Origin of the sequence: Micromonospora sp. NPDC127501 (assembly GCF_040302185.1) — a bacterium.
Taxonomy (GTDB): domain Bacteria; phylum Actinomycetota; class Actinomycetes; order Mycobacteriales; family Micromonosporaceae; genus Micromonospora.
The window spans coordinates 861,584-883,550 of the sequence record NZ_JBEORJ010000001.1; the positions used below are offsets into that span (position 1 = coordinate 861,584).

Consider the following 21,967-nt stretch of genomic DNA (forward strand, 5'->3'; position numbering starts at 1 on the left):
CCCGGGGTTGGGTCAGTGGTCGGCGGGGACCGCGGGGTGGGTGGTGGTGTCCGGTTCCCGTGGCGTTGGGGGCTCGGGTTGGCCGGGCGGGGGGTCGCTGGGGTCCGTGGGCCGTGCCGTCTTGGCGCTCGGGTGGCGGGCCCGCCAGGCCGCCCAGCCACGCTCCGCCAGACCGACCACCAGGAACGTCAGCCCCACGTAGGCCCAGCCGACCAGCACGTCGATCACGTAGTGCTCACCCGAGTAGACCAGGGTGAAGGTCATCGCCAGCGGGTACGCGAGCAGCAGCGGCCACCAGCGACGACGGGTGGCGGTCAGGAAGAACAGCACCACGAACAACGCCCACGCGGTGTGCAGCGACGGCATCGCGGCGACCGGGTTGGAGGCGATCTGACCGGCGTTGAGGACGTTTCCGGCGCCGTGCATGCCGAACGCCTTCCAACCCCGGGTCGAGATCCGGGCGACCTCGGTGAGCAGGCCGTTCTGCGCCGCCCACCAGGGCGGGGCGGCCGGGTAGATGAAGTAGGTGACCAGGCCGGCCGCGCAGAGGAAACCCCAGCGCCTCATGTACGCGGCCCAGCGGTGCCGGTCACGTAGCCAGAGCACCGCGGCGGCGGCCAGCGCCACCACGAAGTGCGAGAAGTACACCCAGCTCGCGGCGACGTCCCACCAGTGCACCTGCGGGTGGTAGAGGTGCTGCTGCAACCAGACGGTGGGCACCTCACCGCCGGTGGCCCAGCCGAACATGAACCGGTCGGCGACGATCAGCTCCATCGCGTGCGGCGTGGCCCCGTTGTCGGCGAACCCGCGCGAGAGGTTGTAGATCACGAACAGCAGCACCACCGGCACCCAGTCCCGGGCGAAGCGCAGGTGGCTGCGCCAGGGTCGCTCGCTGTTCCAGGCGATGGTCGCCAGCCAGATCCAGACGAAGGCGTACGCCGGGTCGGTGGGCAGCCCGATGGCCAGCCACGCGGCGACGAACGTGACCGCCCAGACGGTCATGGCGACGACGCGCCGACGACCCCCGTCCGGGGACGCGGGCGGGTCGGTCCGGGCGGGGGGCTGGGGGTCAGTCACGACGGCCATCGGGGTCAAGGTTAACGACGGGGACGGCATCGACCGACGGGGACCACCCGTTGGCCGTCGGGGGTGGCCGCGTCCGGATCGTCGGGCGCGTGCTCGACGCGTCCAGTGAGCACCTAGGCTGACGACCATGCAGGAGCAGCCCGAGCCGGCCTTCGCGCCGGGTCTGACCGCCCAGGTCGAGTTGACCGTCACCGACGCGGACACCGCCCAGGCGGTCGGTTCCGGGGACGTACCGGTGCTCGGCACTCCCCGGGTGCTGGCGCTGGCCGAGGCGGCCACCGTCGCGGCGACGGCGATCGGAATGCCGCCCGGTTCGACGACCGTGGGCACGCGGGTCGAGTTGGAGCACCTGGCGCCGACCGTCGTCGGCCGGACGGTCCGCGCGCAGGCGCTGCTGGCGACCGTCGACGGTCGCCGGCTGTCGTTCGAGGTCACGGTCAGCGACGGCGACCAGACGGTGGCCCGGGGCCGGGTGGACCGGATCCTGGTCGACCGGGCGCGCTTCGTCGAACGCGCTGGGCGGGCGTCGTGAACGCCGGCTTCGTCGAGGTCGCCGACCGGGTGCACGTGCTGGCCGAACCGCTGCTGCGGGTCAACGTCACACTGGTCGTCGGCGACGACGAGGCGCTCCTGGTGGACACGCTCTCCTCGGCCGCCCAGGCCACCGAGCTGGCCGCGGCCGTCCGGGCGGTCACCGACCGTCCGTTGACGCTGGTCAACACCCACCACCACTACGACCACTGCTTCGGCAACGCGGTCCTGGCCGGCGACCCAGCCCGCCCGGTGTACGCGCACGAACTGGCCGCCACCGCCCTGCGCGAGGAGCCGGAGCGGCTGCGCCGGGAGGCGTACGAGGAGTTGCGCACGGAGCACCCGGCGCTCGCCGCCGAGCTGGCCGACACCCCGCTGCTCGCCCCCACGCACACCGTGCACGTCGAGACGGTCCTCGACCTGGGCGGTCGACGGGTGCTGCTGCGCCACCCGGGGCGGGGGCACACCGAGGCCGACCTGGTGGTGCACGTGCCGGACGCCGACGTGTTGGTGGCCGGGGACCTGGTGGAGCAGAGCGGTCCGCCCGCCTTCGAGCACTCGTACCCCTTGCAGTGGCCGGACGCGATCGCGGACCTGCTGCGACTGACCACCGCGCGCACGGTGGTGATCCCGGGCCACGGCGACCCGGTGGACGTCGACTTCGTCCGGGCCCAGCACGCGGAGTTGGCCAAGTTGGCCTGGCTGATCCGGGCCGCGCACACCGGCAGCGCTCCGCCGGAGCGGGTGGCCGCCGAGGCCCCCTTCGGGGCCCGCCCGGCCCTGGTCGCCGCCCACCGCGGCTATCTCCAGCTAAACGGCGACGCCTGACCGACCCACCACCCCACCACCCCACCTCCGCAGCGATCTTGCACTTTGTGCGGGGCGAAAGCTGGGCGCAGCGGACAAAACGTCGACCGGAAGTGCAAGATCGACGCGGGGGTGGGGTCAGGGCGGGGGATCAGGTGTTGAAGCGAGTTCGCACCGCCGCGCGGGTGGGCATGGCGGTGGCGCCGCCCGGGGATTCGCAGACCAGGCCGGCGACCCGCAGCGCGAAGGCGACCCGCTCGGCCCAGCCCTGCGGGTCCTCCGGCTCGCCGTCGACGAGCAGGTCGGCGATCAGCGCGGCCATCACGGAGTCACCCGCGCCGGTGGCGTCGATCGCGTTGACCTTGGGGGCCGGCACCCGGACCGGGTCGGCGTCGGCGGCGGCCAGCACCGCGCCGGCCGCGCCGAGCGTCACCACCACCGTGGCCGCCCCCAATTCACGCAGGTACGCCGCCACCCCCTCGACCGGCTCGCCGGGATAGAGCAGCACCGCGTCGGCGGCGCTCAACTTGACCAGGTGCGCGCCGGCGGCGAACTCGGCCACGACCTCGCGCAGCCCTTCCAGCGCGGCCGGCCCGTTCAGCAGCCGGGGGCGTACGTTCGGATCGAAGACCCGCAGACCGGTGGCGAGCCCCCAGGCCCGGCGGGCGGCGGCCAGCGTGTCGGGTCGGAGCAGCACGATCGAGCCGCAGTAGAGCACGTCGGCGCCCTCCAGCAGCGCCAGGTCCAGATCGTCGGGGCCGAGCAGTCCGTAGGAGGCCGGCTCGCCGTAGAAACGGAAGTCCGGCTCCGGCCCGGCGTACGTGACCACCGCGAGCGTGGTCGGCGCCGGGACCGTGATCGCACCGGCCACCCCGACGTCGGCGGCGGTGAGGAAGGCGCGGATCCGGCCGCCCAGCGCGTCGTCACCGAGCGAGCCGACGAACTGTGCCGCACCGCCGAGTCGGGCCACCCCGACGGCGACGTTCAGTGGCCCGCCGCCGATGGCCTGCCGATAGACCCGTTCCCCGTCGAGTTCGCTGTCGAGCAGGTCGACGAGCGCTTCACCGAGCACCACCGCGTATCCCATGCCGATCCTCTCGTCGTCGCCACCGGCCGCCGAGCCGATCACCGTGGCACCAGGCTGGCACAGCGCACGGCCCGATGGGCGCCGAAGGCCACGCACCGACGTGCGCGCTACCCCGGCTGGTGGATCGGCCCGTTGAGCACCGCGAGGGGGCGACCGGTGCCACCCCACCTGGCCGCGACGATCTGCGCGGCCACACTCACGGCGGTCTCCTCGGGGGTACGACCACCGAGGTCCAACCCGATCGGGGACGCGAGCCGGGCGAGCTGCGCCGGGCTGAGCCCCGCCTCGCTGAGCAGCTTGTGTCGCTCGTCGTGGGTGCGTCGTGAGCCCATCGCGCCGACGTACGCCAGCGGGTGGCGCAGCGCCAGCTCCAGCAACGGCACGTCGAACCTGGGGTCGTGGGTGAGCACGCACAGCACCGTCCGCTCGTCGAGCCGATCGGCCGCCAACTCGGTACGCAGGTAGCGGTGCGGCCACTGCACCACGACCTCGTCCGCCTCGGGAAAGCGCCGCGCGGTGGCGAAGACCGGCCGGGCGTCGCAGACGGTGACCCGGTAGCCGAGGAACGCGCCGATCCGGGCCACCGCGGCGGCGAAGTCGATCGCACCGAAGACGATCATCCGGGGCGGGGTGGCGTACGTGGTCACGAAGAGGCTGATGCCGCCGCCTCGGCGCTGCCCGTCGTACCCGTACCGGAGCATTCCGCTGCGTCCGGCGGCGAGCAGCCCGAGGGCGTCGGCGCGGGCGGCGTCGTCGAGCCGGTCGTCGCCGAGCGAGCCGACGGACCGCTGGCCGGTCAGCACCAACCGCCGGCCAAGCCGCCGGGCCGGGTCGGTCGGCCCGGTGCCGGGAGAACCACCGGCGGCGGGTGGATCGTCGTTGACGTCGGCGGCCACGCAGGTGACGATCGCCGCCGGGTGGCCGCCGCGGCGGGCGGCGGCGACCGCGTCCAGCGCCGGCCGGGCGCTCGCGTCGACGCGCTCCACGAACACGTCGAGGATGCCGCCGCAGGTCAGGCCCACTGTGTACGCGTCGTCGTCGCTGATCCCGTAGCGGCACAGCTCGGGTTGGCCGGTGTCGAGCGCGCGGCGGGCCCGCTCGTAGAGATCCGCCTCGACGCAGCCGCCGGAGACGCTGCCGACGACAGTGCCGTCGGTCGCGACCAGCATGGCGGCACCGGGCGGCTGCGGGGCGGAGTGCCAGGTGGCCACCACGGTGGCCAGCGCGACCGGCTCGCCGTCGCGGCACCGGCGGTGCACCTCGTCGAACACGTCCGGCACCGGCTGCCGCCTCTCCGTTCCCGCTCCCCGTACGCAGGATATGGCGTCCACCGACGACCGGCGGGTCTTCTCGTGCATCGAGGAAGGCCTATTGCGTTCGACCCTACGGCGTGGTGGGATGACGCGTACCGGGCGGTGCGAGGGCTGCGGCACCGCCGGTTGCCGGGTTGGTTAGACGCGAGGGCACCGGTCCAGGACAGGACCGTCGACGGCGCACGTCCACTGGCTGTTTTCCGCCGGGGCACGTCGCCGTGATCGTCGACCGCTCACGACAGCGGGCGATCACGCCACATTCCACCCGATTGCGGCGGGGCGGCTCAGGCAGCGCCCCTCGCGAGTCAGGAGAACCCGTGAACCGTTCCCGTACGGCCGCCTTGCTCACCGCGGCCATGACCCTCGCGCTGGGCGCTGTCGCCCTGGCGTCCGATCCCCAGCCGGCCGCCGCGCACGGCGCGGCGATGACGCCGGGCAGCCGCACCTACCTGTGCTGGCAGGACGGCCGCAGCCAGACCGGTGAGATCCGGCCGAACAACCCCGCGTGCTCCGCCGCCGTGGCCCAGAGCGGGGCGAACTCGCTGTACAACTGGTTCAGCGTGCTGCGCTCCGACGCTGGCGGCCGGACCACCGGCTTCATCCCGGACGGGCAACTGTGCAGCGGCGGCAACACCGGTTTCCGTGGCTACGACCTGCCCCGCACCGACTGGCCGCTGACCCACCTGACCGCCGGGGCGCGGTTGGACTTCAAGTACAGCAACTGGGCGCACCACCCGGGCACGTTCTACTTCTACGTGACGAAGAACAGCTGGAGCCCGACGCGGGCCCTGGCCTGGAGTGACCTGGAGGAGCCGTTCCTGACGGTGACCAACCCGCCGCAGCGCGGCTCGGTCGGCAGCAACGACGGGCACTACTACTTCAGCGGCAACCTGCCGTCGGGTAAGAGTGGCCGGCACATCATCTACTCCCGCTGGGTCCGCTCGGACTCGCAGGAGAACTTCTTCGGCTGCTCCGACGTGACCTTCGACGGCGGCAGCGGCCAGGTCACCGGCGTGGGTCCGGGTGGCACGCCGACCGACCCACCGACCGACCCGACCGACCCGCCGACCGACCCGACGGATCCGCCGACCGACCCGACCACCCCACCACCGTCCGGCGGTGACTGCATGGCCACCTACAAGGTGTCCAGCGCCTGGCAGGGCGGCTTCCAGGGCGAGGTCACGATCATGAACCACGGCAGTACGCCGTTCTCCGGTTGGACAGCGAGCTGGACCTGGCCCAACGGGCAGGCGATCAGTCAGATCTGGGGTGCCACCCAGACATCGTCCGGCTCGACGGTGACGGCGACGAACGTCGCCTACAACGGCACTGTCGCACCGGAAGGCACCACAACGTTCGGCTTCCTGGCGAGTTCCACAGGAACCAACGGGCTCCCCACAGTCACCTGCGCCCGCCGCTAACCACCCCCTGAAATGATCAAGAGGTTTGCGTCACCGGAACCGCTCCGGGTGACGCAAACCTCTTGATCAACAGGGTGGGGCAGGGGGTCAGCGGACCATGGAGCCGACTACCGGCTTCGTGAGCAGGGCGGACTGGTTGCGCTGGATACCCGGGTCGAGGGTCTTGGCCACGAAGATCGCGTGCCAGATGCAGAAGATCAGCACCGTCCACACCTTGCGGGAGTGGTCGGCCTCCTCCCGCTTGTGCTCGTCGAGCAGGCGCAGCGCGTACGACAGGTCCAGCAGGTCGCCCGCACCCGAGGTGCTGAGCACGTGCCGGGCCCACTCGTACATCTCGCCACGCAGCCAGACCCGGGTGGGGGTCGGGAAGCCCAGCTTCTTGCGGTTGACGATGGCCGGCGGCACGACACCCTGCAACGCCTGACGCATCGCGTACTTGGTGGCGTCGGAGCGCGGGGGCAGCTTCAGATCGACCGGAATCTTCGCTGCGACGTCGAAGACCTCCCGATCGAGGAACGGCACCCGCACCTCCAACGAGTGCGACATCGAGATCCGGTCGGCCTTGACCAGGATGTCGCCGCGCAGCCAGGTGTACAGGTCGACGTACTGCATCTTGGTGACGTCGTCCAGCTCCGTGCACTCGGCGTAGATCGGGGCGGTGACGTCCGTGTAGCGCACCGAGGGGTCGTAGCGGCGCATCAGGTGCTGCTTCTCCTCCTCGGTGAACATCCGGGCGTTGCCGTAGTAACGCTCCTCGATCGGGGTGGTGCCACGCTCCAGGAAGCTCTTGCCCTTGACCCCCTGCGGGATCGCCTTGGACACCGCGCGCAGCCCCTTCTGCACACCGCCGGGCAGACCGTTGACGGTGCCCAGCGACAGCGGTTCCCGGTAGATCGTGTAACCGCCGAAGAACTCGTCGGCACCCTCACCGGAGAGCACCACGGTGACGTGCTCGGCGGCCTTCTTGGCCACGAAGTAGAGCGGTACCAGCGCCGGGTCGGCCACCGGGTCGTCCAGGTGCCAGACGATCTTCGGCAGCGCGTCGATCATGTCCTGCGGACCGATTTTGGTGGGGATCGTGGTGACGTCGAGGTGCCGGGCGGAATCCTGGGCGACGTCGATCTCCGAGTAACCCGGCACGTCGTAGCCGACGGTGAAGGTGAGGATGTTCGGGTTGAACTCCCGCGCCAGCGCCACCACCGCTGTGGAGTCGATGCCACTGGACAGGAACGAGCCGACCGGCACGTCGGAGCGCATGTGCATGCGCACGCTCTCCCGCAGCGTCTCGCGGATCTCGTGGTAGAGCTTCTGCTCGTCGTCGACCGGCGCCGGCCGGAACACCGGCCGGTACCACCGGCGTACGTCGATCCGGCCGCCCGGGGTCCAGTTCAGGTACTCCCCGGAACCGATCCGGCTGATGCCCTTGTGCAGGGTGCCGGGCTCGGGGACGTACTGAAGGGTCAGATAGTGGCTCAGGTTCGCCGTGTCGACGCCCGCGTCGCCCTGGTAGTTGCTGTGCGCGAACGGCAGCAGCGCCTTCTTCTCCGAGGCCAGGTAGAGGCCGTCGGCGGTCTCCAGGTAGTGCATCGGCTTGATGCCGAAGTAGTCGCGGGCACCGAACGCCCGGCGCTCCTGCCGGTCCCAGATGACGAAGGCGAACATGCCCCGCAGTCGGGTGAGCACCTGCTCACCCCAGAAGTGGTAGCCCGCGACGATCACCTCGCCGTCACCGGCGGTGGCGAACTGGGCACCGAAGTTTCTGATCAACTCCTCGCGCAGCTCGATGTAGTTGTAGATCTCGCCGTTGAAGGTCAGCAGGTAACGGCCGTTCGCGTAGGGCAGTGGCTCGTGGCTCGACGCGACGTCGATGATGGCCAGCCGCTTGTGGGCGAACACGCCGTCCGCGTACCGGCCGGAGGCGTCGCCGACCACCTCGACCCCTGTCTCGTCGGGGCCGCGGTGGTGCAGGCATTCCAACGCTCCGGCGATGTGGTCGCGATGCGCGGCGGCGTTGCCGTTCGCGCTGAAGAAGGCCAGAAGTCCGCACATGGTGGCCATCTTTCCACGCGCGCTGTCGGCCCTTGCAGCCGTCCGTCGATCCACCCGACTCCCAGGGGGCGTTACGGCCAACCGGACGCGCGGTACCGTCGGGACCAGCAACGAAGCGGAGGGAGCGGCGCAATGACCGAGGGGCAGACCGACGGTACGCCGACGGACGGTACGGAATCGCACGATCCGGACTTCCCGGAGGCGTTCCTGTCCTTCATGCGGCAGGGCTGGAGCGACACCGCGCTCCCCGTGACGCCCCGCCCGGAGACGCCCAACTACGCCAAGCGGCGGGCGGCCCTCTCGGCGGCCTTCCCCGGCGAGACGCTGGTGATCCCCACCGGCACCGAGAAGGTCCGGGCCAACGACACCGACTACCCGTTCCGGCCGGGCAGCGACTTCGCCTACCTGACCGGCGACCACGACGCCGACAGCGTGCTGGTGCTGCGCCCGAACGGCTCGGGGCACGACGCGACGCTGTACATGCGGCCCCGGTCCTCCCGGGAGACCGACGAGTTCTTCCGCAGCCGCAACGGCGAGCTGTGGGTGGGCCGGCGGCACACCCTCGGCGAGAAGTCGACCGAGCTGGGCCTGCCCACCGCCGACCTGACCGGCCTGGAGGCGACGCTCGCCGACCTGGCTCCGGGGCGTACCCGGGTGTTGCGCGGTTTCGACGCCCAGGTGGACGCGGCCGTCCGCCCCTACGACGGGCCCCGCACGGAGGGTCAGCCGGCCCGCGACCGTGAGCTGGCCATCGCCATCTCGGAGATGAAGCTGGTCAAGGACGAGTGGGAGATCGGCCAACTCCAGGACGCGATCGACGCCACCGTACGCGGTTTCGAGGATGTCGCCCGGATCCTGCCGGCCGACCGGGCGGTGTCCGAGCGGCTGTTGGAGGGCGTCTTCGCGCTGCGGGCCCGCCACGACGGCAACGACGTCGGGTACGGCTCGATCGTCGGTGCCGGCGAGCACGCCACGATCCTGCACTGGGTGCACAACCACGGCGCCACCCGTCCGGGTGACCTGCTGCTGATGGACATGGGTGTCGAGGGCCGCAACCTCTACACCGCCGACGTCACCCGGGTCCTGCCGGTGAGCGGCCGGTTCACCGCCCTACAGCGCCAGGTCTACGACATCGTGTACGCCTCGCAGCAGGCCGGCATCGAGGCCATCCGCCCCGGGGTGAAGTTCAAGGACGTCCACCTGACCTGCATGCGGGTGCTCGCCGAGGGCCTGTCCGAGCTGGGGCTGCTGCCGGTGAGCGTGGACGAGGCGATGGACGAGAAGTCGACCGTCTACCGGCGGTGGACGCTGCACGGCTTCGGCCACATGCTCGGCATCGACGTGCACGACTGCTCCAACGCCCGCAAGGAGACCTACCGCGACGGCGCGCTGGGCGAGGGCTACGTGCTCACCGTCGAGCCCGGTCTGTACTTCCAGCCGGAGGACGAGCTGGTCCCCGCCGAGCTGCGCGGTATGGGCATTCGGATCGAGGACGACGTGCTGGTCACCGCGACCGGCGCGGTCAACCTGTCGGCCGGGCTGCCCCGCACCTCCGACGAGGTGGAGACCTGGCTGGCCGAGCAGCGCGAGGCCGGCCCCCGCCTGCCCAGCTGAACCGGCTGTTGCGGATCAAGCTCCGCCCCTGGTCCGCCCGCCCCTGGTCCGCCTGGCCCTCTTCTTGAGGGCTGGCGGGCCAGGGGCTCGCTCGTGATGCACTCGGCTTCCTTTGAAGTCGCGCTGTCCCGTCGCTCGGATACCGCGCTTTCAAGAGAACCGAGTGGATCACCCCTCGAAGGCCAGCAACGTTCGGCATTCGTCCTGCTCGGGCCCTTTCTGCCGGCCCGGACCGGTTGGTCGCCCTCACCGCGCCTGCGCCAAATGCGTGGTTATCTCGGATAAGTCCGCATCGCGAAGATGGTTCTCATACGGTGAGGATCAGAGGCTACAACCCCATTTGTAGCTGGTCGTGGCGCCTCGGGCGGTGCGATCCCGTCTGGTAGCAGGAAAGGGCGGAAGGCTCTGATGTCCAACGACGTAACGAGTACCGACGGCGGGGCCTCGACAGCTCCGCCAACACGGCGAAGGCGGGCACTCTGGGTCGCCGGCGTGGCCGGGCTGACCGGCGTGGTCGGCCTGGCGGCCCTCGGCGGCGTCGCCGCTCGGGACGACAAGCCAAAGGCCGACCAGGTGTCCGACGCGCAGCCGTCGACCGACCGGCAGAACGTCAGCGACGACGGCGGCGCGGACAAGGGCGGCGCCAAGGACGAGGGCGGTCAGGACGACGAGTGGAGCGGCGACGACTGGAGCGGCTTCGACGACCGGAGCGGCGAGGATGGCAAGGACCGTAAGGACGGCAAGGACGGCAAGGACGACGAGAAGGACCGCACCAGGCAGGTCCCTTGCGACTCCGACAAGCTGATCCAGGCGATCACGTTCGCCAACAACGAGGACGGCGGCGTGCTGGAGCTGGCCAGGGGCTGCACCTACACCCTGACTCGCAACCAGGAGGGCAACGGCCTCCCGGTGATCACCGAGCACATCACCCTCAAGGGTGAGCACACCACCATCGGTCGCGAGGCCACGGCGGACTACTTCCGCATTCTCAACGTCGGCGCTGGCGGGCACCTCACGCTCAAGGGCCTGAGCATCAGGGGTGGCCAGACCCTTCAGCCCTCGATGACCGCGGACCCGGCGACGGTCTGGGCGCCGTACTCGGTCCAGGTCCGCCCGACAGTGGCCGAGCCACCTGCTGCGAAGCCGGCGGCCGCGGCCGACGCCAAGCCAGCGGCAGCAGCGACAGCGAAGCCGCCAGCAACCGCCGCCAAGCCGGCCGCGAAGGGCACCACCAAGGCAGCGCCCGCCAAGGCCACCGCCAAGACGGCCACCAAGGCAGCGCCCGCCAAGGCCACCGCGAAGGCCACCGCCAAGGCAGCGCCCGCCAAGCCGGCAGCGAAAGTGGCGCCAGCCAAGCCCGCAGCGGCAGCGACGAAGGCCGCCCCGACTGCCGGCAAGGCCGCCACGGCCAAGCCGGTAGCCGCAGCGGCGAAGCCGGTGGGTGCCGGTACGGCGGTGGTGCCGCTGGTCGAGCAGCCTGGGTTCACCGACGGCGCCGGGGTGCTGGTGCAGCCCGGTGGTCGCGCGGAGATCCTGGACAGCGAGTTGCTCTACAACCAGTCCGGCGGCAACGGCGGCGGGCTGGCCAATTTCGGCAGCACCAGGCTCAGCAAGACGACGGTTGCGCACAACACCGCCTTCTTCTTCGGCGGCGGCATCTTCAACGCCGGCGTACTCCAGGTCGACGAGTCGAAGATCAAGGACAACACCGGCATCATCGGCGGCGGCGGCATCTCCAACGGCGCTGCCGACATCTTCACCGAGAACGTCGACGGCGGCTCGGTCTGGGTCTACAAGAGCGAGGTCACCGACAACGAGACGCTCGGCTTCGGTGGCGGCGTCCTGGATGTCGAGGGCACCACGACGTTGCACCAGACGACGGTCAGTGACAACACCGCCCTGCTCGACGGTGGTGGCGTCGCGGTGGTCGACAGCCAGCTCACCCTCGAGGACGCCACGGTGGTCAAGAACAGCGCCGGTCGCTCGGGTGGCGGCCTGGCCGTGACCAACGACAGCGTTGCGACGATCGAGAACAGCAGGATCAACGACAACACCGCGGGCTCCTCCGGTGCCGGCCTCTTCAACGAGGAGAGCGTCACCACACTGCGCGACAGCGAGGTGTCGGGCAACCGGGCCGTCGGTCCGTTCGCCCGCGGCGGCGGCATCCTCAACACCGAGGGTGGCGAGGTCACGCTCCACCGGACGAAGGTGGCGCACAACTTCTCCACCCTTGAGCCGGGGGGCATCTTCAACAGCATCGGCGGCACTGTGACGCTGGACGACGAATCCGCCGTCACTGCCAACCGTCCGACCAACTGCTTCAACGTTCTGGACTGCTTCGCCTGACCGGGTGGGGCCGAACCACATAGAGGGCGCGCCCCTTCGAGCCGTGACCGGCTCGGAGGGGCGTACCCATTTGGGCAGGTCAGGCGCGTGCAGGCCGGCTTGGGCGGCGGTGTGTCGGTCCGGGCCCCGCTGGGGGCAACATGAACCGAATGTGGGCTTCTCTCGGATAAGCCCGCGAGGCGAGGAACCTTCTCATACGGTGGTTTTGGGAGCTACAACCGATTTGTAGCAGGGGACGCCCGTCTGACGGCGGCGACCCTGTCTGGTACGAGGAGAGGGCAGAGAGCTCCGATGTCCAACTACCTAACGAACAACGAAGCCTCCGGGCGGGCGACGGCCAAGAGCCGCCGCAAGCTCTGGCTCGCCAGTGGCGTGGCCGGTTTGACGGGCGTGATCAGTCTCGCGGCGGTGGGCGTCGCGGGCAGCGCCGGAGCGGTCGGCTTGAACTGGAACACCGCGCAGGTCAGCAAGGACGGCGACCACCGGGGTGACGAGGGACGCGACTGGGACAAGGACAAGAACCGGGACGACAAGGACCGGGACAAGGACCGGGACAAGGACCACGAGCGCGGGAAGGAGGTGCCCTGCGACACCGACAAGCTGATTCAGGCGATCGTGTTCGCCAACAACAAGCACGGCGGTGTGCTGGAGCTGGCCAAGGGCTGCACCTACAACCTGACCCGCAACGACTACGAGGGCAACGGCCTGCCGGTCATCACCGAGCGGATCACGCTCAAGGGCGAGCACACCACGATCTCTCGGGAAGCCACGGCGGACTACTTCCGCATCCTCAACGTCGGCGCCGGTGGTCACCTCACCATCAAGGGCCTGACCATCAAGGGTGGCCAGACCCTCGAACTGGAGAACGGCGTCGAGCCGGCCGCGGTCTGGGCGGCCTACTCGGACTCCGAGGCAATCGCCGCGCAGGTGAAGGCGGGCACCCCGTTGGCCCAGGCGCTCACCGCGCGGCAGGCCAACCCGAAGGCGGGCCTCAAGGCCGCGCCGAAGGTCACCCCGAAGGCCAAGCCGGGCGTCGTCACGCCGCTCGTCGAGGAGCCGGAGGAGAACGACGGCGCCGGAATCCTGGTCCAGCCGGGTGGCACCGCCGAGATCCTGGAGTCCGAGGTTGTCCTGAACCAGTCGGGCGGCAACGGTGGTGGTGTGGCCAACTTCGGCACCACGAAGATCTGGCACAGCACCGTCACCCGTAACACCGCCTTCTTCTTCGGTGGCGGCGTCTTCAACGCCGGGCTGCTCAAGGTCGAGGAGTCGAAGATCAAGGACAACACCGCCGTCATCGGTGGTGGCGGTATCTCCAACGGCGCCGCCGAGATCTTCACCGAGGACGTCAACGGCGGAACGGTCGAGCTCAAGAAGGCCGAGATCACCGACAACGAGACGCTCGGCTTCGGCGGTGGCTACCTCGACATCGAGGGCAACACCACGGCGTACGAGACCAAGTTCGTCTCGAACACCGCGGTTCTCGCCGGTGGCGGTATCGCTGCGGCGGACAGCCAGCTGAACCTGCACAACGTCACGGTCGAGAAGAACAGCACCGCCGGTGTCGGTGGCGGTGTGGCCATCGCCTTCGACAGCGTGGCCACCTTCGAGAAGAGCAGCATCAAGGACAACACCGCCGGCTTCTTCGGCGGCGGGCTCTTCAACGCCGGCAGCACCACCACGCTGCGCGACAGCGAGGTTGTCGGCAACCGGGCCGTGGGCCCGATCGGGGTCGGCGGCGGCATCTTCAACATCTTCGGCGAGGTCAACCTGTCGAAGACGAAGGTCGCCCACAACTTCTCCACCTTCGAGCCGGGCGGTGTCTTCAGCTTCTTCGGAGACGTGAACGTGGACGACAAGTCCGCCATCACCGCGAACCGTCCGACCAACTGCCTGGCCATCCCGGGCGGCACGATCGACAACTGCTTCGCCTGATCGATCACCCTCGGGTGACGGTGACTCAGCACCCTCGGGTGACGACGGCGTAGCGCCAACACAACGGACCGGCCCCCTTCCGCGAGTCGCGGAAGGGGGCCGGTTCACGTCACTTCTGGACGAAGACCGCCACGCTGCGCGCCGGTACGGTGAACGTGCCGGCCGCCCGGTCGAACGAGGCGGTACGCAGCACCGGGTCGGCCGAGTCGACCAGCACCGGGTGCAGTGCCACGTCCGCTCCGCGCAGTCCGGTCACCGTCTGGTTGGCCGCCGACGGGGTGCTGTTGAAGACGACGGTCAGCGACTTCCACGGCCCGCCCAGCCCCCGGGCGTCCAGGGTCATGGTCAGCACACCCGGTGTCTCCTGCACACCCGACAGCGGGAACGCCACCCTCCGCTGTACCTGCTCGGCGGTGGCCAGCCCGAACACCGGCGACGATGCCCGGATGCGCAGCAACTCGGCGTACCGGGCGTCGGTCGTGTTGATCGCCGCGCAGTCCGGCACCAGCGCCGGGTCGGCCAGCAGCGGCTTCGCGTACGACCACTTGTCCTCGTTGTCGGGCGCGGGCGGCAGACCGGCACCGAACCCGTTGCCCCGTTCACAGCCCCAGCGGATCTGGTTGAACCAGTCACCGGAGTTGTACGAGTTGCGGTCCAGCGACTTCGACCGCAGCCGTTCGGTGCCGGCGGTGACGAACCCGGTGCCCTGTCCCAGCACCACGGTGCCCAGCGCCAGCACCTGCATCCGGGAGCGGTCCGCCGCCGTCGTGGCCTGCGGCAGTTTGTACGCCAACGCGTCGTACAGGATCTCGTTGTCGTGTGCGTCGGCGTAGGTGACGGCCTCCCCCGGCGCTGCGGTGTAGCCCGCCGGGGAGCCGTTGTAGTCCACCTGCTCCCCGGTGACCTCACGCCCGGCGGTGTCAGTGAACCGGTAGCCGCGCAGGTTGCCGGTGAGACCCACCTTGATCAGGTCGTGGGCGTGCAGCAGCCGGGCCTTCTGCTCGGCCGGTGACCCGTTGACCGCGTCGCCGTTCGGGTCGGTGTAGAGCCCCGAGGCGAAGCCCTGCACCCGGGGGTTGGCGTCGAACGGCCCGCCGCCGCGCACCGCGTCGCGCAGCCGGTCGTTGAAGGTGCCGATGCCGGTGCCGGCCATGTTGGCCTGGGTGGCCTGGACGAAACGGGCGTCGTTGGCGACCTCGCCGAAGTTCCAGCCCTCGCCGTAGAGCATGATCGCCTTGCCGTCCACGCCGTCACGAGCGACGGTGAGCCGGTCCAGGGCCGCCCGGACGGCCAGGATGTTCGCCTTCGGGTGGTGGCCCATCAGGTCGAAGCGGAAGCCGTCCACCTTGTACTGCCGGGCCCAGGTGACCAGCGAGTCGACCACCAGCTTGCCCATCATGGCGTGCTCCGGGGCGGTGTTGGCGCAGCAGGTGGAGTTGGCCACCATGCCGTCCTCCAGCAGCCGGTGGTAGTAACCGGGCACGATCTGGTCGAGCACCGACTTCGCGTCGGTGCCGGCCGCCGAGGTGTGGTTGTAGACCACGTCCATGACCACGCGCAGCCCGGCGTCGTTCACCCCGGCGACCATCCGCCGGAACTCGGTGGTCCGCGTCGCGCCGACCGGGTCGACGGCGTAGCCGCCCTCGGGCACTGTGTAGTGCAGCGGGTCGTACCCCCAGTTGTAGCCGTCGGTTTCGGCGACCGCCGCCACGCACTTCTGCTGCTCGGTCGAGTCCGGCGGCAGCGCTGCCAGGTCACAGGCCGGCTGACGCTGGTCGCCCCGCTTCTCCGGGATCGTCGCGAAGTCGAACGCCGGCAGCAGGTGCAGGTGGGTGACCCCGGCGTCGCCGAGCGCCCGCAGATGGGTCATGCCGGCGGTTCCCGGGTCGGTGAACGCGAGGAAGGTCCCCCGCCGCTCGGCCGGCACGGTGTCGTCGGCGATGGAGAAGTCCCGCACGGACAGCTCGGTGATCTGCGCCTTCGCGGCCGGCACCGGTGCCGGTTTGCGCAGCGTGCGCCAGCCAGTCGGGGCCAGGGCCGGGTCGTTCAGGTCGACGAGCTGGCTGTGCGTGGAGTCGGCGGCGAGGGCCACCGAGTACGGGTCGGTCACCGACGCGGTGACCATCCGTTGCGCCGCCGGCTGCCACGCCCGCACCTCGTACCGGTAGAACTTGCCGGTCCAGGTGTGGTCGCCGCGCACCGACCAGACGCCGGTGCGGTCGTCGCGGCGCATCGGCACCGTCTTCGGCGCGGCGGTGGGCGAGTCGAACAGGTGCAGGCGCACGCTGTGGGCGGTCGGCGCCCAGAGCGCGAGGCTCGGCGTCCGCCCCGCGAAGGTGGGCCCGAGCGTGGCGTCGGTAGCCCGGGAGTACACGTCGTCGAGCACGCCGGGGATCTGCACGCCGGTCGCGGCGAGCAGCGCGCCCTCGGCGTCGCGCTCGGTCACCAGCAGCTGCCCCCGCAGCGCCGCCGGGACCTTGGCCAGGTCCGCCCGGTCCAGGGCGAAGCTACGGTACGACCACAGGTGCGGGAACCTGTCGCGTTGGGCCTCGGTGAGCCCGTTGCGCTGCGCCCGCAGCGGCAACGTGGTGTACGTGCCGGTCAGCTCGCCGTCGACCACGCTGACCCCGCCGGTGGGCGCGGTGACCAGCGCGTACGTCTTGCCGTCGGTCGGCGGGGTCTGCCACGCCACTGTGGACCGGTCGATCCAGTGCGCCTTCTGCTTGCTGATGTCGGTGTCCCCGCTGGCGGTGGTGGCCGTCGACGGCAGCAGGCGGCCCGGCGTGGCGGCGAGCAGCCACACCTCCCGGCCTGCGCTGGCGAAGTCGAGCCGCTGGTCGTCGGGCAGGTCCTTGGTGTCGCCCTGGTGGATGATGTAGTTCAGGCCGGTGGCACCGGCCGCCAGCGGCACCCGGAACACCGCCCCGAACGCGTCGACGGAGGTCGGTCGCAGCGGGGCGGACCACTCGGTCGGGTTGGCCGCGCCGTCCCACAGGTGCAGGCCCCAGCCGTCGTAGTTGCCGTCGGCCCGCCGATAGTGGAGCACGGCGGTGCCCTCCTCGACCGGCGGCTCCGGTTCACCGGCGGCCGCCTGCCTGCTCGGGTAGATCGCCGGGTCGCCCTGCTTGAGCCAGATCTCACCGGTCTGGGTGACGTCGATGCTGCGGTCCTGGGCGACGTCCTTCGTACCAGCCTTGTCGACAACCAGGAAGTTCACCGACGTCGCGCCCGGCTTGAGTTTCACCCAGGCGAACCGGCCGTAGGAGTCCTCCCCGGCGAACGGCTGCCCCTTCGGCCACTCCGTGACGTACGCCGGGTCGATGTCTCCCCACGCGTACAGCCCCCAGTCGTCGTACCCACCGGCCGGGCGCTGGTAGTGCACCACCGCCCACTCCCGGGAGCTGCCCTGCGCCGGGGTCCCCACCACGGCGGTGGACCGGGCGGTGGCGGTACGGCCCCGACCGTCGCCGACCACCGCCTTGTACTCGACCCGGGTGCCGCCGGCCAGGCCGGTCAGGTCGTGCTGCACGGTGTACGGGGCGTGGTCGGCGCTGCCCAGCAGCGTCCACCGGCCGCCGGCCACCCGCGCCGCGACGGTGACGGTGGCCAGTGGGTCGCCGGTCACCCGGGCGGTGACCGCCGCCCGGGTGGCGACCGACGCGCCCGGAGCCGGGCTGGTGATGGTGATGGTCGGCTTGTCGGCCGCCGGTGCGATGGGGCTGCCGGCCCGGTACACCGCCGCCGACAGCGGCGGCACGGTGAGGGTCAGTTCCCCGTCACCGCTGGCCTGTTCGTCGCCCGAGCCGCCGTAGATGCCGGTGAAGGTGGCGCCGGCCGACCAGGTGTCCACCGTGACAGTCTGCGCGGTGCCGGCATTGTTCACGGCCACCACGTACTCGGTGCGGTCGGCCGGGGCGATCCGGGATGCGGCGAAGACGCCGGGCCCGTCGGCCGCGTACCGGGTGACCTGCACACCGTCGCGCAACGCCGGGTGGGCCTGGCGCAGCCGGCCCAGGTCGGCGATGGTCCGATACAGCGGGTGGGTCGGGTCGAACTGGTCGCTGGCGTGCGTGCGGTCGGTGCCGAGCAGGTCGTCGTCGAGGTAGTCGGGAACCTTCGACGCGAACATGTCCTGGCGGGCGTCCTTGTCCCCGCCCGGGCCGGTGAAGCCCTGTTCGTCGCCGGAGTAGACCACCGGCTGGCCCCGGGTCAGGAACATCAACTGGTGCGCGAGCTGGTCACGACGCAGGTGGCTGGCCGGGTCGCTGCCACCACCGGCGATGAACGAACCGATCCGGCCCATGTCGTGGTTGCCGAGGAAGGTGGTCAACCGGCCCGCGTCGGTGTCCCGGGCCGCGTAGAGGTCGTCACGGGCGTACACGTCGGCGAGCGCCTTCGCGGAGCCGGCGCCGGCGGTGAAGCCCCGCGCGGCCTCCTGGAAGGCGAAGTCGAGGGTGGCCGGCAGGCCGCCCTGGCGGACATAGCTGGAGCTGATCTCCGGGTCGGCGCTGTACACCTCGCCGAACATGAAGAAGTCCTTCTTGCCGGCCTTCTCGGCGGCCCGCTCGATGCCCTGGCTGAACTGCGGCCAGAAATCCATGTTGACGTGCTTCACGGTGTCCAGTCGGAAGCCGTCGACGCCGGTCGCGCCGATCCAGTCCCCGTACGCCTTGGTCAGGCCCCGGACCACCTCGGGACGCTCGGTCCACAGGTCGTCGAGGCCGAAGAAGTCGCCGTACTCACTGTTCTCGCCAGCGAAGGTGGAGTCACCCCGGTTGTGGTACATGGTGGCGTCGTTCAGCCAGGCGGGGACCTTGACGCTCGCGTCCCTCGGGTCGGCGAACGTCGGCGTGTACGGGAAGGACTCCGTGTCGACCGGCGGGAACGCCCGGGAGCCGTCGGCGTAGTTGCGGTCCTCGAACGCCCGACCCTGCGCGTCGGTGTACGGCGAGGTCGCCTTGTCCACGTACGCGTACTTGTCCTCGGCGTACTTGATCACGTCGGCGGTGTGGTTGACGATCACGTCAAGGTAGATCTTGAGGCCGCGCTGGTGGGCGAGCTTGACCAGCCGCTTCATCTCTTCCATCGTGCCGAAGTGCGGGTCCACCTGCGTGAAGTCGGTGATCCAGTAGCCGTGGTAGCCGGCCGAGATGTCGTTCCCGGCGCCCTGCACCGGCCGGTTTTTGAAGATCGGGGCGAGCCAGATGGCAGTGGTGCCCATCCCCTGGATGTAGTCCAACTTGTCGATGACGCCCTTGAGGTCGCCGCCGTGGTAGAAGCCCTTGTCGGTCGGGTCGAGGCCGGTCCGCAGCCGGTCGCCGGTGAGGCCGCCCCGGTCGTTGCGGGGGTCTCCGTTGGCGAACCGGTCCGGCAGGACGAAGTAGAACTGCTCGGCTCGGGCGGAGTTGCCGCCGGCCTTCAGCAGCGCCTCGGCGGTCGGCTCGTCACGCCACTGGGTCGCGCCGCCGGTCGCGAGTGGGGCGCCGTCGGACGGCCGGGGGCCCGCGGCGGCGGGGTGCACGGCGACCGGAGCGCCGACGAGCGTGACGGTGAGCAGGGAGGCAAGGGCCAGCAGGGCGGTGCGCGGTATCGGCGGGGGTTTCATCGACGCCTTCCTCTGGTCGCTGATTGGCCGCACGCTAACCCTTGCCGAAACATTCTGCAATACCTTGCAAACATGGTCGCAACAAAGCAGCATCCTTGCGGAAGCGCCGCTCAGAGCCCGTTGCAGCGAACCCCGTCCACAGTGCACTCCCTCGGCGTGCTGGACGCCCGCTCCATGTGGAACCGCAGCGACACCGACCCGCCGGGCGGCACCTCGACCCCACTGACGTAGGTGAAGCCGTCATCGGACTGGCGGACCGTCCCCTGCGGGACACCCTCCACCCAGGTGGTCACCAGCCGTCCACCGGAGAACTCCAACCGCACCGTCCAACCACGGCTCCGGGCGGACGTGTTGACCATCGCCACCTCGCCGATGAAACCCCCGTCGAAGCTCTGCACCACCCGGTACCGCCCGGTCATCGCCGGCTGCCCCGGCGCGGCCCGGCTCGGCGACCGCGTCGCCGTCGGCCTCCCGGTCGGACCGACCGTCGGGTCGGCCGATGGTGACCCGGCCGCGGCGCTCGGCGGCAGCCCGCTCGCACGGCCGGATATCCCCGGCAGCACCGGCGCCGGAGACGGCACCGAGGTGGGCACGCTCGGCGCCACCACCGCGGACGGCACCGGCAGCGCCGGCGGTTGGGCGCCGTCCGGCGCCGGGCTACGTCCCCGGTACGTGCCCAGGGCCACGATGAGCAGGACCACCATCACGACGACACCGGCGCCGACCACGATCCAGGGCGACGTGGCGATCGCCACCGGACCGCGTGGCGGGCGCGGAACACGGCGCATGCCGGACATGTACCTCCTTCAGCGGACCGTCCGCGCAGCGTAGCGATCGGCGGCCCGGCCCGGAAAGCCTTGGCGGTGCAGCGGCGCAGCGGCGCAGCGGCGCAGCGGCGCGGCCGTCTTGCGGCGCGGCCGTCTTGCGGCGCGGCCGTCTTGCGGCGCGGCCGTCTTGCGGCGCGGCGGTCTTGCGGCGCGGCGGTCTTGCGGCGCGGCGCTGGCTCAGCCGATCCGGCAGTCGGCCCCGTTGATCGTGCACTTGACCGGACGCTGTGCCGAGTCACCCCAGCCGACGCGCATCCGCAGCGTCCGAGAGTCACCCGCATCCAGCGAACTGGTGCCCCGCAACACGAACTCCCCATCCCCGCGCCCCCGCACCGAGATGCCCGAGTCATCACTCACTCGCAGAGTCCAGGTGTCGTCGTCGAACACCAACTCCACCTGCCAGTCCACCGACCGACTCGACTCGTTGGCGATCGCCAGCACCGCCGCGTCCCCGTCCCAGCCGTTCGTACCGACCTGGTACCGGGCGCTGACCGTGTCGTCCGCCGGCGGCGCCATCAGGACGCTCGTCCGCCCCGGAGTCGGCGAGCCGGTGACGGTGGCCCGCGGTGACGGCGTCCGACTACTGCGCGACGGTCGCGGCGACACCGAGCGGCGCTCCACAGCGGCGGGAGTCGGCCCACCGGTGGCCGACGTGGCGGCGGGCGCGGTCGGCAGGAACGCCGGAGGCGCGGCCTGCGGCGGCGCGTCCCGCTCCCTGGTCCGGAACGACAACAGCGCGATCACCAGGAGCACCACCAGCGCGCACACACCGAGCAGCACCACGATCCACGGCACCGACGCCAACACCCGCGCCGCCCGCGAAGCTGCCGCACCGTCCGGCCGCACCGCCATCAGGTCTCCCCTCGTCCCCCACCGACGCGACAGCGTAGCCAGCGCCGCACGGACCGGAAACCGGGCGGGTACGGATCGGGCCGACCGGCCCCCGTCGGTCAGCCCGTCCGGACGACCGTGCAGATCAGTGGTCCGTCATCCGAGATACGCAGCAGGTACCGGTACCGCTCCCCCGGCACGGCCTGCCCCTGACTGTCCAGGAACTCCCACTCCACCGCCACCATCGTCAACAGCGCGGACACCGGCTGCACGTCCTCGATCCGGGCGTGGGCCGCGACCAGCTCCCGGTCCTGGTAGTCGGGTGCGGCGCCCACGAAGGACAGCGCCACCGCCGCGGCGGACGTGAACGAGAAGCTGTAGGTGTCGGCCACCACCAGTCCCGGGAGGGCGTAGCAGCCGGCGATGGCCGGCAGGTCGCCGGAGGTCAACGCCACGCCGTACCGGTCGAAGAAGTCGGCCAACGTGTCAAGATCCGTGGAGGCGTTCACGGTCAC

14 protein-coding genes are annotated in these 21,967 nt (G+C 70.8%); 6 read left to right on the forward strand and 8 right to left on the reverse strand.

Annotated elements, in window-relative coordinates; translation table 11 throughout:
• Positions 1–12: 12 nt before the first annotated feature.
• Positions 13–1,086, reverse strand: a complete 1,074-nt coding sequence (locus ABTW72_RS03845; RefSeq protein WP_350853861.1) for a phosphatase PAP2 family protein — start codon at positions 1,084–1,086, stop codon at positions 13–15.
• A 127-nt stretch (positions 1,087–1,213) separates the two neighbouring features.
• Here ABTW72_RS03845 and ABTW72_RS03850 point away from each other — a divergent pair, with 127 nt between their 5' ends.
• Together ABTW72_RS03850 and ABTW72_RS03855 are read left to right on the forward strand one after the other, a co-directional pair.
• Positions 1,214–1,618 carry a thioesterase family protein gene (locus ABTW72_RS03850; protein WP_350853864.1) on the forward strand — a complete coding sequence of 135 codons (405 nt, stop codon included), beginning with the start codon at positions 1,214–1,216 and terminating at the stop codon, positions 1,616–1,618.
• The gene (locus tag ABTW72_RS03855; RefSeq protein ID WP_350853867.1) at positions 1,615–2,445 is read left to right on the forward strand and encodes an MBL fold metallo-hydrolase; all 831 of its coding nucleotides are present in this window, start codon (positions 1,615–1,617) and stop codon (positions 2,443–2,445) included. The genes ABTW72_RS03850 and ABTW72_RS03855 overlap by 4 nt, the downstream gene beginning before the upstream one ends.
• A gap of 130 nt (positions 2,446–2,575) precedes the next feature.
• On the opposite strand, the gene ABTW72_RS03860 is transcribed toward ABTW72_RS03855, so the two are convergent.
• Both ABTW72_RS03860 and ABTW72_RS03865 read right to left on the reverse strand, forming a co-directional pair.
• Positions 2,576–3,511, reverse strand: coding sequence for a carbohydrate kinase family protein (locus ABTW72_RS03860; RefSeq protein WP_350853870.1), 936 nt, complete (start codon positions 3,509–3,511; stop codon positions 2,576–2,578).
• A 107-nt stretch (positions 3,512–3,618) separates the two neighbouring features.
• A complete protein-coding gene (locus ABTW72_RS03865; protein ID WP_350853873.1) occupies positions 3,619–4,869 on the reverse strand; it encodes an XdhC family protein in 1,251 nt (416 codons plus the stop codon).
• Positions 4,870–5,180: 311 nt separating this feature from the next.
• On the opposite strand from ABTW72_RS03865, the gene ABTW72_RS03870 reads away from it, so the two are divergent.
• Entirely contained in the window at positions 5,181–6,245 is a 1,065-nt protein-coding gene (locus tag ABTW72_RS03870; RefSeq protein WP_350853993.1) for a lytic polysaccharide monooxygenase, read from the forward strand.
• 87 nt (positions 6,246–6,332) lie between these two features.
• Here the strand turns inward: ABTW72_RS03870 and asnB are convergent, their stop codons facing one another.
• Entirely contained in the window at positions 6,333–8,294 is a 1,962-nt protein-coding gene (asnB, locus tag ABTW72_RS03875; protein WP_091405235.1) for an asparagine synthase (glutamine-hydrolyzing), read from the reverse strand.
• Between the two features lie 132 nt (positions 8,295–8,426).
• Here asnB and ABTW72_RS03880 point away from each other — a divergent pair, with 132 nt between their 5' ends.
• From ABTW72_RS03880 to ABTW72_RS03890, 3 genes are all read left to right on the forward strand, one after another.
• Positions 8,427–9,908 carry an aminopeptidase P family protein gene (locus ABTW72_RS03880; protein ID WP_112582950.1) on the forward strand — a complete coding sequence of 494 codons (1,482 nt, stop codon included), beginning with the start codon at positions 8,427–8,429 and terminating at the stop codon, positions 9,906–9,908.
• Positions 9,909–10,400: 492 nt separating this feature from the next.
• Positions 10,401–12,254: a right-handed parallel beta-helix repeat-containing protein gene (locus ABTW72_RS03885; RefSeq protein WP_350853876.1), complete on the forward strand. Its 1,854-nt coding sequence runs from the start codon at positions 10,401–10,403 to the stop codon at positions 12,252–12,254.
• A gap of 291 nt (positions 12,255–12,545) precedes the next feature.
• The gene (locus tag ABTW72_RS03890) at positions 12,546–14,189 is read left to right on the forward strand and encodes a hypothetical protein (RefSeq protein WP_350853879.1); all 1,644 of its coding nucleotides are present in this window, start codon (positions 12,546–12,548) and stop codon (positions 14,187–14,189) included.
• 109 nt (positions 14,190–14,298) lie between these two features.
• On the opposite strand, the gene pulA is transcribed toward ABTW72_RS03890, so the two are convergent.
• The 4 genes from pulA to ABTW72_RS03910 form a co-directional block, all read right to left on the reverse strand.
• Positions 14,299–19,794, reverse strand: coding sequence for a pullulanase-type alpha-1,6-glucosidase (pulA, locus tag ABTW72_RS03895; RefSeq protein ID WP_350853881.1), 5,496 nt, complete (start codon positions 19,792–19,794; stop codon positions 14,299–14,301).
• A 110-nt stretch (positions 19,795–19,904) separates the two neighbouring features.
• On the reverse strand, positions 19,905–20,582 hold the full coding sequence (locus ABTW72_RS03900; protein WP_350853884.1) for a cellulose binding domain-containing protein: 678 nt from the start codon (positions 20,580–20,582) through the stop codon (positions 19,905–19,907).
• Between the two features lie 216 nt (positions 20,583–20,798).
• Entirely contained in the window at positions 20,799–21,473 is a 675-nt protein-coding gene (locus ABTW72_RS03905) for a hypothetical protein (protein WP_350853887.1), read from the reverse strand.
• A 98-nt stretch (positions 21,474–21,571) separates the two neighbouring features.
• Positions 21,572–21,961: a DUF6841 family protein gene (locus ABTW72_RS03910; protein ID WP_238658501.1), complete on the reverse strand. Its 390-nt coding sequence runs from the start codon at positions 21,959–21,961 to the stop codon at positions 21,572–21,574.
• Positions 21,962–21,967 lie beyond the last annotated feature (6 nt).

Bases quoted from the DNA above. Each gene is read 5' to 3' on its own strand.
- ABTW72_RS03890 (WP_350853879.1), top strand. From the start codon at position 12,546: ATGTCCAACTACCTAACGAACAACGAAGCCTCCGGGCGGGCGACGGCC.
- ABTW72_RS03905 (WP_350853887.1), bottom strand. From the start codon at position 21,473: ATGGCGGTGCGGCCGGACGGTGCGGCAGCTTCGCGGGCGGCGCGGGTG.
- ABTW72_RS03900 (WP_350853884.1), bottom strand. From the start codon at position 20,582: ATGCGCCGTGTTCCGCGCCCGCCACGCGGTCCGGTGGCGATCGCCACG.
- ABTW72_RS03860 (WP_350853870.1), bottom strand. From the start codon at position 3,511: ATGGGATACGCGGTGGTGCTCGGTGAAGCGCTCGTCGACCTGCTCGAC.
- ABTW72_RS03845 (WP_350853861.1), bottom strand. From the start codon at position 1,086: ATGGCCGTCGTGACTGACCCCCAGCCCCCCGCCCGGACCGACCCGCCC.
- ABTW72_RS03850 (WP_350853864.1), top strand. From the start codon at position 1,214: ATGCAGGAGCAGCCCGAGCCGGCCTTCGCGCCGGGTCTGACCGCCCAG.
- pulA (WP_350853881.1), bottom strand. From the start codon at position 19,794: ATGAAACCCCCGCCGATACCGCGCACCGCCCTGCTGGCCCTTGCCTCC.
- asnB (WP_091405235.1), bottom strand. From the start codon at position 8,294: ATGTGCGGACTTCTGGCCTTCTTCAGCGCGAACGGCAACGCCGCCGCG.
- ABTW72_RS03865 (WP_350853873.1), bottom strand. From the start codon at position 4,869: ATGCACGAGAAGACCCGCCGGTCGTCGGTGGACGCCATATCCTGCGTA.
- ABTW72_RS03870 (WP_350853993.1), top strand. From the start codon at position 5,181: ATGACCCTCGCGCTGGGCGCTGTCGCCCTGGCGTCCGATCCCCAGCCG.
- ABTW72_RS03880 (WP_112582950.1), top strand. From the start codon at position 8,427: ATGACCGAGGGGCAGACCGACGGTACGCCGACGGACGGTACGGAATCG.